Here is a 15,679-nt window from a genome sequence, read left to right on the forward strand (position 1 = left end):
ACTACATGAGTAAGCCTAAAGTAATCTTTTTAGACGCGGTAGAAACAATTATTGGTTTACGAGGAAGTGTCGGGGAAATCTACGCTAATCTAGCACAACAAGTAGGAGTAACCGTTAACCAAGAAGCAGTTAATCAAGCTTTTTATCAAAGTTTTAAAGCTTCTACCCCCTGTGCTTTTCCTGGTGTAGAATTAGCCGAAATACCTCAATGGGAATATAATTGGTGGCGGGCGATCGCTTATTCTACTTTTGCTAGAGTAGGTGTAATTAATCAATTCGCCGATTTTGAGGGCTTTTTTGCTGCTGTATATCAGTACTTTGCTACCCCTAAACCCTGGTACGTTTATAGGGATGTTATACCTAGTTTGATTCATTGGCAAGAAGAAGGTATAGAATTGGGGATTATCTCTAATTTTGATACCCGCATCTACTCAGTCTTAGAAGAATTAGGTCTCAAAGAATATTTTGATAGCATTACTATATCTTCTCTAGTAGGTGCAGCTAAACCCGATGAGCAAATCTTTTTAAGTGCACTAGAAAAACATCAATGTCAACCTAATCAAGCATGGCATATCGGTGATAGTTTTATTGAAGATTATCAAGGAGCAATATCTGTAGGTATAAAGGGTTTTTGTTTGGAAAGAAAAGCCTAATTGATGCTTACCAGTAAAAAACTAGCAATTTGCCAGGGTTGAATAGAGTAACAATCAGTACAGTTAATTACTTCTTCAAGGAGGTTGACTCGACAGATGACTTTTAAGGGTAAATTATTATTAAGGTTTAATCTAGCGGGTTTTCCTTGGGATTCGTAACAACGTAAAATCCAGTTACCTTCTTCTCCTGGTTTAAAGGCTAGTAAAATTAAATTATCCGCACCTAAATCGATAAAACTACCCTCAGGAGGTAAGGATTTAGGATTTAGGGAATTATCTAAATATTGTACCTTAAGAGGTAGGTTAAGTTCTGCTACTCTTTTCATAGGTTGGGCTTGTTGCCAATTACCTAGATTGGGATAAATAGCGTAGGTAAACTCATGTTTCCCTGTGTCTGCTTCTGGATCTGGCCAGGTAGGACTACGTAAAAGACTCAGTCGTAGTTGACTTGGTTGACTGTCATAACCATATTTATAGTCACTTAGAAGACTAACGCTATAATTATTCTCTTCTATAGTCGCCCATCCTTGGGCACAAACTTCCCATTTACTGCTAGACTCAGTAGGGCGTAAAGTAGCAGCGCAAGGAGTACCATAAATAACGCGATCGCTAGTTAAAGTAAGAGGAAATGCTGCTTTAACCAGGGTATGTTTTTCTTGCCAATCCACCTGAGTTTTTATTTGTAATATTTTTGATTGGTATTGTAAGATATAATCTTGTTGCCAAGAGGAGTTACCCTGAGTTCTGGTTACCCGAATACTCCATTGTAGTGGTCCTGTTTCTAGATATTGAATATCTACTAATTGAGTTGGTGGTAGGGGATAAGCTTGATAATTAGGGTTTATATTCCAAGCATCCCAATACTGACCTTGGTCTCTAAAGCTTTGTAATTGGTTTCCTGGGGCGCTAAGTAGTTCTTTTTGACTGATTTGATCATAAATACTCAGGATATCTCCTGTTTCTAAACTAATAATTACTTTTAAATAATCGTTATCTAGAATATATTCTCTCGGTTTATCTTGAAGTGGGGGAGTTTGCTCTAGAGGATATAACCAGTAGAGACGATAACCTACTGAGGGGATAGCTGAAGCGTAAAAGAGTAATTCTCGTTGTTGAGTAAATTGGGTAATTAGAGACTCTCCCGTTGTGGTCATAATTCCCCAATTACCATCAGGAGGAGAGATACTGACTAATTCTGAACGTGACCAATTCAGGGAGTTAAAGATAACTATTGGTTTGGCTTCAGGGTGGAATGAGGGTGGAATTTCCACCGCTTTAGCGATCGCCTCTAATGATTCTGTTAGTATTTTTTCCCCGATTGCTTTAGCTTCTAACCATCCTTGTTGCGCTTCTGTAAATACTTCTGGTATCGATGTTCCAGGTAAAATATCGTGGAATTGATTAAATAAAATGTGTTGCCAAGCTTGGGGGATATTCTCTTGACAAACTGGGTTTTTTGCGCTATCATTTTGTAAAGTGGGAAAGGGCGCGCGCTTAGAATACACACTTTCAGCTACAGACATAAATAATTCCGCTGCATAAATCAAACCCTCACTCTCCCGATTAAGTTTTTTTTGGTCTGCGTGGGTAGTGTAACAACCGCGATGGAATTCGAGATAGAGTTCATCATCCCAATAGGGAAGATTAGTATTAGGGAGTTGTTGGAGATAGTTTAAAGCGGTAGTGAAGTGAAGTTGAGGAAAAAAAGGGGAATCAGACCAAGGTTGGACTAATTCTAGCATTTCTTGACTAGGACCTCCACCGTGATCACCTACACCAGGTAGCCAAAAAGATTGAGTCAGTTGAGTTTGTTGATACCAGTCAAAAGCGTGATTACTCATAGAGATGGGGTTAGTATCCATAACTCCAGTGAGATTAGGGGGGAGAAGAAAGGTTAAGACGCTACTACCATCAGGCGATCGCCAGTTAAACCAACCATAGGGGAAGGTATTGGTATCATTCCAGTGGAGTTTTCCTGTAAGAAAGTAATCTATGTTGGCTTGAGATAGGATTTGGGGGAGTTGAGAGGGGAAACCGAAGGAATCGGGTAACCAAGCAATGGGGGTTGTTTTACCGAATTTGGCACAGAAGTAGCGTTGTCCATAGAGAAGTTGACGAATAATGGATTCTCCCCCCACCAGATTAAGTTCTGCTTCTACCCACATACCCCCGAGGATTTCCCATGTTCCCTGTTTAACCTTGGTTTGGATAGTAGTAAATAAATCGGGGTGATTTTGTTCAATCCATTGGTATAAGACTGCGCTAGTATGACCAAAAGTTAACTCAGGAAAGGTTTCTTGGAGAGAGATAACCGAGGTAAAGGTATTTTTAGCTACTTTCCAGGTTTCCGAAACAGTCCATAACCAAGCTAGATCTAGATGAGCGTGACCAAGTAAGTTAATCTGGTATTGTTGCAGTGGAGTAGCTAGGGGTAAAAGTTGAGTAGAGATGGTTTGTAATTGTCTCTCAAAAGCTTGAGTATCAGTTACTAAACTCCAATCAATACTAGAGAGATATTCAGCTAAAACAGGGAGTTGATCTGGTTGAAATTTCTGCAGATATTGGGCTAAGATTTGCCATTGAGTAGCGATAAAACCTGGATCTTGTCCTTTTTCATAGACACAGCGAGACTTCATCAAAGCGCCAAGATCGTGATTAGGACTAACTAAGCGTAGGGTGATGGTGATAGTTTCTCCTGGAGTAGCGTTAGGGGTGATTAATAAACGAGTAGAGGAGTCAAACAGATCACCTTCTCTAACTAACTTACCATTAACATAGATTTGTGCAGATTGAGCCCACCAAGTTAATTCTAGACGTAGAGATAAGCCTAAGATACTATAACCACTAAGAGAATCGGGTATAGTTAAAGCTACAGCGTACCATTGTACTTGACCACCAGGAGACCAGGTTAAATAACCTTTGTCGTTAGGTTGAGTAGGAGACCAATTACTGATATCTAGAGGGGGTGAAGCCAAATCTTGACTACACCCATACCAGTTAAGTTGTTGTTGGGTTAATTGGGCTAATTTAGTTAAGGTTGCTTCAATGAGAGTAAGAGAGTTCATTCTGGTTATTTTGCTCATATTCAGCAATCAACTTACGGAATTCTTCTCCTTCGATGGTTTCTTGTTCAATCAGGATATCTACTAGATAGTCCATCAGATCTCGATTTTCCCTGACGATTTGTAGGGCTTGTTCGTAACAATGTAATATAATTGACCGTACTTGGGAATCGATGCGCGAGGCGATCGCTTCAGAATGTTCCGTCTGTCTTCCCCAATCACCACCGAGAAAGACGTTATCTTTGGATTCATCTAGGAAAATCGGACCTAAATCAGACATTCCGAATTGAGTCACCATTTGACGGGCGATCGCTGTTACTTTTTCCAGGTCATTAGATGCACCTGTAGTAACTTCCGCATCTCCAAAAATTACATCTTCAGCGGCTCGTCCTCCTAGAGTCGAGGTAATATTAGCTAATAGTTGGGTTCGACTCATCAACCCTTGTTCTTCATCAGGGGTAAACCAAGTTAACCCTTTAGCTTGTCCACGAGGGATGAGGGTTACTTTTTCCAGGGGATAATGTCCCGGTTGCAAAGTAGCAACGATGGCGTGACCTAATTCATGATAAGCGATCAGACGTTTACTTTTACTATCTACTAGGGGTGTTCCTTCCATTCCCGCGATCACGCGATCAATGGCGTCGTTAATTTCCAACATAGTGATCGCAGCTTTACGTCTGCGCGCGGTAAAAATAGCCGCTTCATTGAGGAGGTTAGCCAAATCTGCGCCTGTAAATCCCGGGGTACGACGGGCGATCGCTGTTAAAGACACTTCTGGGGCTAATTTTTTATTTTGACAATGAACTTCGAGGATACCGAGACGTCCTTTCAAATCGGGATAATCTACCAAGACTTGACGGTCAAAACGTCCTGGACGTAATAAAGCTGAGTCTAATACATCGGGACGGTTAGTAGCTGCAATAACGATTATGCCTGTATTTCCCTCAAAGCCGTCCATTTCCGTGAGTAACTGATTAAGAGTTTGTTCTCTTTCGTCGTTACCTCCACCAATTCCCGTACCTCTTTGACGTCCCACCGCGTCGATTTCATCGATAAAGATCAGACAAGGTGCGTTTTCTTTGGCTTTTTTGAATAAATCTCTGACGCGGGATGCGCCTACCCCTACGAACATTTCTACGAATTCTGAACCTGAGATACTAAAGAAGGGGACTCCTGCTTCTCCTGCGATCGCTTTTGCCATCAGGGTTTTACCCGTTCCAGGCGGTCCTACTAAGAGTATTCCGCGAGGTATTTTAGCGCCTATTGAAGTAAATTTGTCTGATTGTTTGAGAAAAGTAATAATTTCCTGTAATTCTTCCTTGGCTTCTTCGATTCCCGCTACATCTTGGAAGTTTACGCCTGTTTTAGCCTCCATTTGAAACCTAGCGCGAGATCTACCAAAATTCATCGCTTGACCTGAAGCGTTAGCCGCGCGACGGAAAAGCATGACCATTGCGCCGAGTAAAAGTAGTAATAAAAATAAGTTCCCGATAACTCTGGCTGCGTCTGCGGTATCTGGTGAAGGACTAACCGCAAAATCGAGGTTTTTCTGACGTAACAAGTTGAAGAGTTCAGCGTTATTTTGCAATAAATCTACTTCTTTGGTTATTTCATCTTTGAGGGTTATCATCGCGCGGTTAGTGGTGGGGTCAATAATTACCTGGGTTACTTCGTTGTCTTTTACTTTGTTGATTAATTCACTATAGCTAAGAGTAGCACTAGAAGCTTTTGCAGGTAGTAACAGTAGCAATGATTGCAACATCACTCCACAACCAGCTAGTAACCACTGCTGATAACTATTTTTACTACTTTTTTTTGTACTATATTGCTTCATTGAGATTATGCTAATTTTGAGTATATATTAGGGGTTTTAAGATCTATCATAGCATTAGGGATTTTCTAGTTAGAATTCAAAGTAGATAAAATCAGCGGGAGAATTAGAGGCTAATAAGATAGATAAACCCAATAGTAGGGGAGATATCCAGGGAGATAACAATAACTCGTATTCAAATTTCTGTTGCCAAATCGCTAGATGTTCTAGGAATAACACCCCAATAGATAATAATAAGAGAATAACTAGTACAGTTCCCTCATTGATCGTATAATTGTCCCCTACCTGAGTTAAATTATGCCAAGAATAATCCCAAGGAGTGAGGATAGTTTGCAATTTAGCTAATAACCTTCTACTATTAGTATCCATAAAGAAGAGACACCCAAGGATAACTGAAGCAAAAGTTAAACCCCAAGAGATAAACTCTGATTGAGAGACATATTGATTAACCCATTTTTGAAATGGTCTGCCTAAATAGCGTAAAATAAGCAATAAAGACCCATGATAAGCACCCCAAATAATAAAATTCCAAGCTGCACCATGCCAAAATCCTGAGAGAGTAAAAGTTATAAACAGGAAAAAGGCTGCCCAACTTTTATTAAGATTCATTAAGGGTAAAAAGATATAATCTCTAAACCATGTACTCAAGGTAATATGCCATCTGCGCCAAAATTCGTTGATACTTTGAGATGTATAGGGGGCTAAGAAATTAATGGTTAATTTTATTCCTAGAAACTTAGCTATTCCTACCGCGATAAAACTATAACCCGCGAAGTCAAAATAGATTCTCAGAGTAAATAAAAAGGCTTGTAACCATATTAACCAAGGATTTCCTTCTAAACTAGGGTCTATGTATAATGCTAAATTATCTCCTAGTACAAACTTCAGAAATAAACCTAGGGATAACCAGCGTAAACCATCATAACAGTTAGACCAAGTAAATTTAAATTGAAAGGATTGTAACTGAGGAAATAAATCAATTTTACGTTCAATAGGTCCGGCTACTAATTGAGGGAAAAAAGCGATAAAATTAACGTAGTCTAAGAAGTTAATTGGTTTTTTCTTTCTGGCTTTAAAAGAATCTACTACAAACGCAATCATCTGAAATGTATAAAAAGAAACCCCTGGAGGAATGGAGGTTTTAACCGGGAGAATAAAATTATCTTGCCAATTAGTTGATACACCAATAAATAAACCGATAACGTCTTCTACCAAAAAGGTTAAGTACTTAAAATAAGCTAATACAGCTACATTAAAAACTATCACTATGGTAGCGATCAATTTAGCTGACCAACCTTGACGGCGCAACATTAAGCTAACCATCAAGTAGTTAAAAACTATCTCAAAGATAAAGACAATAAAACTAGCTTGACTGGCGCTCAAAAATAGGGTTAAAGAGAGAATTAATAAACCATAACTATCAAATTTGGGCTGCCAAAAATTAGTTATTTTACCGAGGAAACGTAAACTAAAAAAAGATAGACTAAATAGTAGCAGAATCCACCAGAAAGAAAAATCAGAATAATTCACCCGCGGTTAGGAAATAATATTAGATAGGTCAAAGTTTTGGGCTAAATATTGAGCAGCTTGAGCTATACTAGGATAATCCCAAAATAAAGTAGCCGGGAGTTCCTCATCTAACCAGTCTTCTAATTCTCCTACTAGTGTTACCGCGTCGATAGAGTCTAAACCATAACGAGTCAGGGGTTGGTTTAAATCAAGTTGACCAGGGTCTAGAGAGAGATTAGCAGCAATTTGCTTAACTAACCAATTTTGAATGATTGTTTCAGGAGTATTAGTTTTGCAGTTGGAGTCTTGGAGTTGCATTAATTTCATCCTCGTTAGCTAATTGGATAGGAATTAGAGAAAATTGTCTATTCTCTTGATATAGTTTAAGCATATACTGAGTGATATTTTCAACATATACCTGATCAAGATAATATGCCATAGGTCTAATGGTACGTAACAAGCGATGCAAACTTAAGACTAACCATTCACCCTCGGCGAAAAATTCCCCTAATCTGTCTCGATTATAAAGCCAAAAATGGAGACAACAACAAGCAGCATGAAGGGTACAATATTTTTGCGCTATTGCAAACGTTTCTGGTGATTGTTCATGACCAAAAGCAAATTGAGATTGAGTGATAGTTTGGTCATGGTTGTCTAATTCTGTCAAGATGATTTGAGTTAAATCCTGCAGATGATTAATTACGGTCGGATTAACTGTGGTAAGGTTTCTAAGGGTTGTTTGGGCGATTTCTAACCCTTGTAGGGGGTAATCTATACCTCTACCGAATAAAGATAATTTTGTCCCGTCAAAAGTGGGTAAGGGTTTGTCTAGGGAGAAAATCTCAGCTAGACTAGAGGAAATCTGATCATAAGTTTCGGGTTGACGGCGATCGCGATATTTAGTTAATTGACGTAGTTGTAAAATCAAAGCGTGTAAATTGACTACACTACTTCCGTCGAACATACTAATAATCGAGTTATCCCGTAGTAGTTTTTGAAAGATCCCCCAATCGTGTTCTTCTCTGAAATAAAAGCGTGATCCTAACACTACTGAGACGTTATTGATCATCGTTTCCAGACGAGTAGTGACGAAGTATTTAACTACTGCTGACCAAACGCTAAATTGTTGGGGTATGATGTGAAAACCTCTAGCTGAGGGAATAGTTTCACATTCACAAATCAGAATATCTAGAAAAGCATCGGTAAGGGTTTGACGAGGTTGGGGTAAGTCAATAACTTTTTTCTGGTATATTTGACGATTGAGGGCAAAATTTAAGGTAGTTCTTAATGCAGTATCAGCAGCGCCATGAGAAAAAGCTGCACAAAGTGTACGGGTAATTTGAAATCCTTTTAAGGCTAATTCTAAACCATCTCCTTCTTGTTGGAGTAGGTGTGTCTCGGGGATGAAGCAATCTTTAAACCCAATTCCACTCATATCAGAAGCGCGAATCCCATGAGTCAGGATTTTGGGCAAGTTATAATAATTATCAGGGCTAATTTCGTTTTTGTGGATTTGAAATAAGCTGAGAGATTTAGGAGTAGCTTCTGAGTTAGTTTTGGCGAGAATATAACTAACCGTGGAACGAGTTGCGCGATTGATGGGCCATTTTTCCCCGTTGAAAAGATAACCTCCTGAGACTTTAGTTGCGTGAAGATCTCCCCCAATTAGGTCGCTGCCGTGTTCCTTTTCGGAGTAACCTAGACACATTGTACCTTTTTGTTGTGTAATTTCTTGAGCTAGTTTGGTTTTTTGTGCGGTTGTTCCCCCAATCCAGGTTAAGAAAGACCAAAATAGGGTAGTCATGGCGATGGCTATAGTTTGGTCTCTTCTGGCTAAAACCCTGATAATAGCTACTAATTCTTCAAAGCAGGTAAATTTACCCCCATATTCAGCGGGTACATAATAGTTGTGTAATCCCCAATCATATAGCCAATCAATTTCTGTTTGGGGAAAAATTTCACTTTCATCTATAGCGATTACTTTAGCAAAAGACATGACCGATTCGGGATTATAGGGGTCTCCTAAACTTTGTTCTAGACTTTCGGCGATGTGATATTGTGATCTTCTATCCATTTGGCTATATAAGTAATTTTATCTGCTAAAAAGTTATTTTTAATACTACGACGCTGGATTTTACCACTAGCGGTTTTTAAGATGTGACCAGGTTTGCTTAACAAGATAGCATAAGGGCTTAACTCGTGTGTAGAGGCGATCGCTTCGCGAATATCACCGAGTAATTGATTTAAGTCTAAATCCTGATTACCTCGTTCTAATTCTTGAATAATAACTACTTTTTCTTCTTCTTGTTTGGTGATAGAAAAAACCGCGCCATAATCTGGACGTAAAGCGGGATGTACCTTTTGTACAGTCCATTCTAAATCTTGGGGATAATGATTAGTTCCATGGATAATGATTAAGTCTTTGAGTCTTCCTGTGATATAGAGTTCACCGTCGAGATAAAAACCGAGATCTCCGGTGCGTAAAAAAGGTCCTGTAGTGTTATCCTGAAGATAAGCTTGGAAGGTTGCTTGTGTTTCTTCTTCCCGTTGCCAATAACCTTGAGTCACGCTAGGATCTTTTAACCAAATTTCCCCTACTTCTGTAGGTTGACAAGGAGTGAAGGTATCGGGATTGACGATCGCACATTGAGTTGTTCCTACTAACCTTCCACAACTAACCAGGATTTTTACTCCTGTTGTTTGTTCTGATGGTGCAATAATTATGTTACCCTGTTCTAAGGCTTTGCTATCTACCCTGAGTAAGACTGGATCTGTACCTTTTGGTTTACTAGAAGCTAATAGGGTGTTTTCTGCTAAGCCGTATGCAGGGGCAAAAGCTGACCAACGAAAACCGTAGGAAGAGAAACGGTGGTAAAATTCCTTCATTACTTTTGGGTTAATTGGTTCAGCTGCGTTTCCTGCTGCTTCCCAACAACTCAAGTCTAATGTTTGTCCTGATTTATATCTACGCACGCACAAATCATAGGCAAAATTAGGAGCTTGACTATGAGTAACACGAAATTCGGATATGTTCTGTAGCCATTGTAACGGTTTTTTGATAAAGGCAAAAGGCGACATTAAGTAACAAGGTGTACCGTTGTAGAGGGGTACGGTGATACCTTCTACTAAACCATAATCGTGAAAATAGGGCATCCAGGTTAGGGTAAGACTATTGCTGTCATAACCGCAAGCTGTTTGCAGGGAGTTAGCGTGGTACATCAGGTTAAAATGACTAAGCATAACTCCTTTAGGAGTAGAGGTAGATCCAGAAGTATATTGTAAATAGGCTAACTCATCTTTAGTAATTGCTGGCGTTACCCATTCTGGGGCTAGATTTAAATCAATGGTGGTGGTATCTAACCACTGCATTTGCTCGAATTCGGGGAATTCTTCCTTGACGTTGGCTACCAAATCAATAATTGTCTGAGTCGTGAGCACAAAGGTAGCTTGAGCATCTCTTACTATAGCACTTAAACGGGGTAGAGTCCTTTTTAGACGCCCCGATTCTGGAGGAGGAGTAGGAATGGCGATCGCCCCTGCGTATAAACAACCACAAAAAGCGGCTACTACTTCTAAACCTTGGGGATATAGTAATAAGACTCTTTCTCCATATGCTGAGTATTGTTGCAACCAAGCGGCGATCGCCCTAGCTTGACGATCTAATTCTCCATAAGTCAGAGGAGGTGTCGGTTTTTTGCCGTTGACTAAAAAAATATAACCTGGACTATTTGGTACGACTTGAGCTCTATGACGTAATAGTTCTACTAAAGTTGTCGGAATTTGTTTATTCATCTTAACTAAATTAAAATACAAAAGTAACTGTATAGTGTATATAATAGAAATATCTTTCTACTAAAGGAACATTTCACCAATGAGCACTAAACAACCTTATGTATTACGAGTAATTGTACTAGCTACAGTAATGATTGCATCCTGGAGTTCTCAAGTCAATGGACAATATGGAGATCCTGAAAGTGCTTGTGTTTATCAAGCGAGAATCCAAGGTTTAAATGTTGATGAAGTGATTAGTGTCAAACCTGTTTACAATAATCGTGGTCAGATTAGTAGCGCTGAAGTTTTGCTAGACGCCACTAACCGACAGGGGACAAAATATCGTGTTACTTGTCATTACAATCAACAAACGGGTAAAGCATTTATTCCTGTGAATTAATCCCTAAACAAAATGAACAGGGTTAGGGAGGTAGGGAAGAATTAGCCACTACTACCCTTGATCAAGAAGACAAAATAAATAGTACAAATAGGGTATTTTGGACCAATCCTACGAAAGGGTATCTAAACTTAGGCTGTAGTAGTTACCTTAACTAAACTAGCTTCACTGCGACGTATAGCGATTTCTGTTGTACTGCCTACTCTAACTTGTAAAGGTCCTCCTAGAATTGCCGATCTTAACACGCGTATTGGTTTCCCTGGAGTCATGCCCATAGCTTCTAGTCGGATTTTAAAGCGTTCGTCTCTGGCTTCGGTTTGAATTGCTTCTACTAGGGCTATTTGGTTGATATCGAGTTCTTGTAGTGTCATAGTACCTGTCTTTTTTTTGCTAATAATTCTCATTATATCTTTTAATTGCTGCGAACAGGTAAAACAACATTGAAGCGGCGATACTCGGCTAGATATTGTTCTAAATCTACTAGTTGAGAAAGGTTTAAACTATAGTAAATCCATTTCCCCTCTTGGCGAGAACGTAATAAACCTGCGTCTTTAAGAGTTTTGAGGTGAAAAGATAGCTTAGATTGTCTAATATTGAGCAGATTAGATAGTTCACAGACGCATAATTCTTGGGATTTAAGTAGTTCGAGGATTTCGAGACGAATAGGTTCAGAAAGAGCCCGAAAACCTTTTAAGATGAGAATATTTGCCATTAAGTCTAGATAAAATTTAGGTTTAACTTACTTTAGTTTAAGACAAGGTTAAGAAGGTTGACTTTTAAGATAATTAAGAAACTCAACAAGTTCTTGATCTGATAAGAGGTGACGGGATTTTTTGCCGTAGGTTTTGAGTAAATAATCTTTTCCTTGTTCCCTTGTCCAAGCTAAACGCTCCATTTGCAGATTAATCTCAGCGATGGTATCGGAGACAAAATCGTTACTTTCGGGTACAGGGGAAGGAGTGGGGGGAGTTTCTACCCTAGGGGGGATAGTAGGAGGATCTTCAAGGGGAAAAGAAGGAATAACCGCAGAAGAAGGAGGGGGAGAAGAGAAGTTAACTAGAGGTGATTCAGGAGCAACAATAGACAAATCCAGAATAGCTAAAGCCCTTTCTCTAGCCTGATCTTCGGCTAATTCTACGGTATAGTCTCCCGCTAAAGCTGTAGAGAGAATTTTTCCTTCTGATTCTACGGTAACTTTAACGACATATTTACCGTGTTTGGTACTGACTAACTCGCTGATTAAGCTTCCTTGGGGATATTTGCGGCGAAATTGATTAATCATAGCTATCTGTTTTTGTAGTAATAGTCATAAAGACTTAATTTAAGTTAGAATTGTTAAGAAACTTTTAGTTTAATTTTTTTATGTCTCTTCCTATTCGCAACGTTGCTATCATCGCTCACGTTGACCATGGTAAAACTACTTTAGTCGATGCTCTCTTAAAACAGTCTGGGATTTTCCGTGAAGGGGAAGAAGTTCCCACTTGTGTCATGGATTCTAATGATTTAGAGAGAGAACGCGGTATAACTATTTTATCAAAAAACACAGCAGTTCGTTATAAAGATATTCATATTAATATCGTTGATACTCCAGGACACGCAGACTTTGGGGGAGAAGTAGAACGAGTTTTAGGGATGGTAGATGGTTGTATTCTTATTGTCGATGCCAATGAAGGACCCATGCCCCAAACTCGCTTTGTGTTAAAAAAAGCCTTAGAAAAAGGCTTAAGACCGATTGTGGTTATCAATAAGATAGATCGTCCTAACGTTGACCCCAATATAGCAGTTGATAAGGTTTTTGATTTGTTTGTAGAACTTGGTGCAGATGATGACCAATGTGATTTTGTGACCTTATTCGCTTCTGGTTTAGGTGGTTTTGCTAAAGACGATTTAGAGTCAGAGGGCAAAGATATGCAGCCTCTGTTTGAAGCTATTTTACAACATGTTCCACCACCTGCAGGAGATCCTCAAAAACCTTTACAATTACAAGTTACTACATTAGATTACTCGGATTATCTAGGACGTATCGTAATTGGCAGGATTCATAATGGGACAATTCGCGCTAATCAACAAGCGTCTCTAATCAAGGATAATACCCAAGTCGCTAAGGGCAAAATTAGTAAGCTGTTAGGTTTTGAAGGTTTACAAAGAGTAGAACTCACCGAAGCTAGTGCGGGTAATATCGTAGCGGTGGCAGGTTTTGCTGATGCTAATATTGGTGATACGATTACTTGTCCTGATGAACCACAAGCATTACCTCTGATTAAGGTGGATGAACCTACCCTACAAATGACCTTCTCGGTTAATGATTCTCCTTTTGCGGGACAAGAGGGTACTTTTGTGACTTCTCGACAAATACGCGATCGCCTAATGCGAGAGTTAGAAACTAATGTAGCTTTACGGGTAGAGGATGGGGATTCTCCTGAAAAATTCCTAGTGTCAGGTCGTGGGGAACTACATTTAGGTATTTTAATCGAAACCATGCGCCGTGAAGGTTACGAGTTCCAAGTGTCCCAACCCCAAGTTATCTATCGAGAAATAAATGGTCAACCCTCCGAACCTTTTGAGTATCTAGTCTTAGATGTCCCTGATGAGGCGGTAGGTTCTTGTATTGAACGTCTCGGACAACGTAAAGGGGAAATGCAGGATATGCAAGCAGGAGGTAATGGACGTACTCAGCTTGAGTTTGTTGTTCCTGCTAGAGGTTTAATTGGTTTCCGCGGTGATTTTATCCGCATCACTCGTGGTGAAGGCATTATGAATCATAGTTTCTTAGAATATCGTCCTCTCTGTGGTCAGGTGGAAACTCGTTATAATGGCACGATTATCGCTATTGAAGAGGGTGTGGCTACTTTTTATGCTCTCAAAAATGCTGAAGACCGCGGCGTTTTCTTTATCACTCCTGGAACTAAAGTTTATAAGGGTATGATTATCGGAGAACATAACCGTCCCCCTGATTTAGAACTCAATGTCTGTAAGACTAAACAATTAACTAACCATCGTTCGGCTACTGGTGATGAGTTGGTACAATTACAAGCCCCTGTGGAAATGAGTTTAGAAAGGGCTTTAGAATATATTGGTTCTGATGAGTTAGTGGAGGTTACTCCTGAATCTGTGCGTTTACGCAAGGTTAAAAGTAAGAAGTTAGCTAAACGCTAAAATCCTTTGCGCCCAAAACTAAGGGCGCAGGCCTTGCTCACCTATAAATACAGTTAAAGCATAGACATATTACGTGGTTATGGTAAGCAGGGCTGTGAGTTGAAAAAATAAACTATCTAGTGGTATTTAATAACCGTAACCATCAAAAATACTACTACCTATACCAGGGATACCACTACCAGGAATCCCGGTAAGATCTACTTCAGACCAAGGAATCCAACTCTCAATAGGAACAAGATTATTCAAGTGGTCGAGCCAATTAGTCAAGGCATCCTCTGAACCGTCTAATCTCGGAAATCCTGAGTTATTACCCTCTCCTCCAACTGAAGGAACAAGATTATTCAAGTGGTCGAGCCAATTAGTCAAGGCATCCTCTGAACCGTCTAATCTCGGAAATCCTGAGTTATTACCCTCTCCTCCAACTGAAGGAACAAGATTATTCAAGTGGTCGAGCCAATTAGTCAAGGCATCCTCTGAACCGTCTAATCTCGGAAATCCTGAGTTATTACCCTCTCCTCCAACTGAAGGAACAAGATTATTCAAGTGGTCGAGCCAATTAGTCAAGGCATCCTCATTTATACTAGAACGAGAATTATTATTACTCGAACTAGTTCTTAATCTCAGATTATAATCAGTATTAGCATCCTCAAAAGCATAAACCCTGATATAGTATGTACCTGGCTCTAGTGTTTCATTAATATTTTCTGCTCTTGTTCCTCCTCGGTTAGAGATAGCAATTCCTGTACCGTCAGAATCTAACAACATCACATCAGCATCAGCACTTAAACGATTAAGAGTCAAATTGAGATCAGTAGTTCTATTCACAGAGAAACGATAATAATCATTGGAGTCATTTTCCCCCACAAAATCCTGGATTCTCAGATTAGATAGACTGCCGAGATTAACCGCTCTTCTTAAGCTATTACCGTCTTCCCTATTTATACTAGAACGAGAATTATTATTACTCGAACTAGTTCTTAATCTCAGATTATAATCAGTATTAGCATCCTCAAAAGCATAAACCCTGATATAGTATGTACCTGGCTCTAGTGTTTCATTAATATTTTCTGCTCTTGTTCCTCCTCGGTTAGAGATAGCAATTCCTGTACCGTCAGAATCTAACAACATCACATCAGCATCAGCACTTAAACGATTAAGAGTCAAATTGAGATCAGTAGTTCTATTCACAGAGAAACGATAATAATCATTGGAGTCATTTTCCCCCACAAAATCCTGGATTCTCAGATTAGATAGACTGCCGAGATTAACCGCTCTTCTTAAGCTATTACCGTCTTCCCTA

Annotated in this window: 13 protein-coding genes; 3 read left to right on the plus strand and 10 right to left on the minus strand. The window is 39.5% G+C overall.

Going from position 1 to position 15,679, the window contains the following annotated elements; genetic code table 11:
- Positions 1-5: 5 nt before the first annotated feature.
- The gene (locus tag EA365_15150; protein TVQ42465.1) at positions 6-653 is read left to right on the plus strand and encodes an HAD family hydrolase; all 648 of its coding nucleotides are present in this window, start codon (positions 6-8) and stop codon (positions 651-653) included.
- Here the strand turns inward: EA365_15150 and EA365_15155 are convergent.
- The 6 genes from EA365_15155 to EA365_15180 form a co-directional block, all read right to left on the minus strand.
- Positions 650-3,718: an alpha-mannosidase gene (locus tag EA365_15155; protein TVQ42466.1), complete on the minus strand. Its 3,069-nt coding sequence runs from the start codon at positions 3,716-3,718 to the stop codon at positions 650-652. The genes EA365_15150 and EA365_15155 overlap by 4 nt on opposite strands.
- Positions 3,696-5,549, minus strand: a complete 1,854-nt coding sequence (hflB, locus tag EA365_15160; protein ID TVQ42467.1) for an ATP-dependent zinc metalloprotease FtsH — start codon at positions 5,547-5,549, stop codon at positions 3,696-3,698. Before hflB ends, EA365_15155 begins: the two co-directional genes overlap by 23 nt.
- A gap of 69 nt (positions 5,550-5,618) precedes the next feature.
- Positions 5,619-7,076, minus strand: coding sequence for an MBOAT family protein (locus EA365_15165; GenBank protein TVQ42468.1), 1,458 nt, complete (start codon positions 7,074-7,076; stop codon positions 5,619-5,621).
- A 6-nt stretch (positions 7,077-7,082) separates the two neighbouring features.
- Positions 7,083-7,373 carry an acyl carrier protein gene (locus EA365_15170; protein TVQ42477.1) on the minus strand — a complete coding sequence of 97 codons (291 nt, stop codon included), beginning with the start codon at positions 7,371-7,373 and terminating at the stop codon, positions 7,083-7,085.
- Entirely contained in the window at positions 7,342-9,129 is a 1,788-nt protein-coding gene (locus EA365_15175) for an acyl-CoA dehydrogenase (GenBank protein ID TVQ42469.1), read from the minus strand. Before EA365_15175 ends, EA365_15170 begins: the two co-directional genes overlap by 32 nt.
- Entirely contained in the window at positions 9,090-10,847 is a 1,758-nt protein-coding gene (locus EA365_15180) for a fatty acyl-AMP ligase (protein ID TVQ42470.1), read from the minus strand. The genes EA365_15175 and EA365_15180 overlap by 40 nt, the downstream gene beginning before the upstream one ends.
- A 79-nt stretch (positions 10,848-10,926) precedes the next feature.
- Here EA365_15180 and EA365_15185 point away from each other — a divergent pair, with 79 nt between their 5' ends.
- Positions 10,927-11,226 carry a hypothetical protein gene (locus EA365_15185; GenBank protein ID TVQ42471.1) on the plus strand — a complete coding sequence of 100 codons (300 nt, stop codon included), beginning with the start codon at positions 10,927-10,929 and terminating at the stop codon, positions 11,224-11,226.
- 128 nt (positions 11,227-11,354) lie between these two features.
- Here EA365_15185 and EA365_15190 read toward each other — a convergent pair whose 3' ends face one another.
- The 3 genes from EA365_15190 to EA365_15200 are packed head-to-tail and all read right to left on the minus strand — an operon-like array spanning position 11,355 to position 12,505.
- A complete protein-coding gene (locus tag EA365_15190; GenBank protein TVQ42478.1) occupies positions 11,355-11,594 on the minus strand; it encodes a ferrous iron transport protein A in 240 nt (79 codons plus the stop codon).
- Positions 11,595-11,635: 41 nt separating this feature from the next.
- On the minus strand, positions 11,636-11,935 hold the full coding sequence (locus tag EA365_15195; protein ID TVQ42472.1) for an ArsR family transcriptional regulator: 300 nt from the start codon (positions 11,933-11,935) through the stop codon (positions 11,636-11,638).
- A 48-nt stretch (positions 11,936-11,983) separates the two neighbouring features.
- Positions 11,984-12,505, minus strand: coding sequence for a hypothetical protein (locus tag EA365_15200; protein TVQ42473.1), 522 nt, complete (start codon positions 12,503-12,505; stop codon positions 11,984-11,986).
- An 80-nt stretch (positions 12,506-12,585) separates the two neighbouring features.
- Here EA365_15200 and typA point away from each other — a divergent pair, with 80 nt between their 5' ends.
- Complete coding sequence (gene typA, locus EA365_15205) at positions 12,586-14,379, plus strand: translational GTPase TypA (protein TVQ42474.1); 1,794 nt, start codon at positions 12,586-12,588, stop codon at positions 14,377-14,379.
- 126 nt (positions 14,380-14,505) lie between these two features.
- Here typA and EA365_15210 read toward each other — a convergent pair.
- The coding region (locus EA365_15210) for a hypothetical protein (GenBank protein TVQ42475.1) at positions 14,506-15,679 on the minus strand (1,174 nt) is incomplete at its 5' end.

It is taken from the genome of Gloeocapsa sp. DLM2.Bin57, assembly GCA_007693955.1.
In the GTDB taxonomy this organism is placed as follows: Bacteria; Cyanobacteriota; Cyanobacteriia; order Cyanobacteriales; family Gloeocapsaceae; genus Gloeocapsa.

Excerpts from the sequence above, each read along its gene's own strand:
- EA365_15185 (TVQ42471.1), top strand. The coding sequence starts at position 10,927 with ATGAGCACTAAACAACCTTATGTATTACGAGTAATTGTACTAGCTACA.
- EA365_15170 (TVQ42477.1), bottom strand. The coding sequence starts at position 7,373 with ATGCAACTCCAAGACTCCAACTGCAAAACTAATACTCCTGAAACAATC.
- typA (TVQ42474.1), top strand. The coding sequence starts at position 12,586 with ATGTCTCTTCCTATTCGCAACGTTGCTATCATCGCTCACGTTGACCAT.
- EA365_15180 (TVQ42470.1), bottom strand. The coding sequence starts at position 10,847 with ATGAATAAACAAATTCCGACAACTTTAGTAGAACTATTACGTCATAGA.
- EA365_15155 (TVQ42466.1), bottom strand. The coding sequence starts at position 3,718 with ATGAACTCTCTTACTCTCATTGAAGCAACCTTAACTAAATTAGCCCAA.
- hflB (TVQ42467.1), bottom strand. The coding sequence starts at position 5,549 with ATGAAGCAATATAGTACAAAAAAAAGTAGTAAAAATAGTTATCAGCAG.
- EA365_15175 (TVQ42469.1), bottom strand. The coding sequence starts at position 9,129 with ATGGATAGAAGATCACAATATCACATCGCCGAAAGTCTAGAACAAAGT.
- EA365_15150 (TVQ42465.1), top strand. The coding sequence starts at position 6 with ATGAGTAAGCCTAAAGTAATCTTTTTAGACGCGGTAGAAACAATTATT.
- EA365_15200 (TVQ42473.1), bottom strand. The coding sequence starts at position 12,505 with ATGATTAATCAATTTCGCCGCAAATATCCCCAAGGAAGCTTAATCAGC.
- EA365_15190 (TVQ42478.1), bottom strand. The coding sequence starts at position 11,594 with ATGACACTACAAGAACTCGATATCAACCAAATAGCCCTAGTAGAAGCA.
- EA365_15195 (TVQ42472.1), bottom strand. The coding sequence starts at position 11,935 with ATGGCAAATATTCTCATCTTAAAAGGTTTTCGGGCTCTTTCTGAACCT.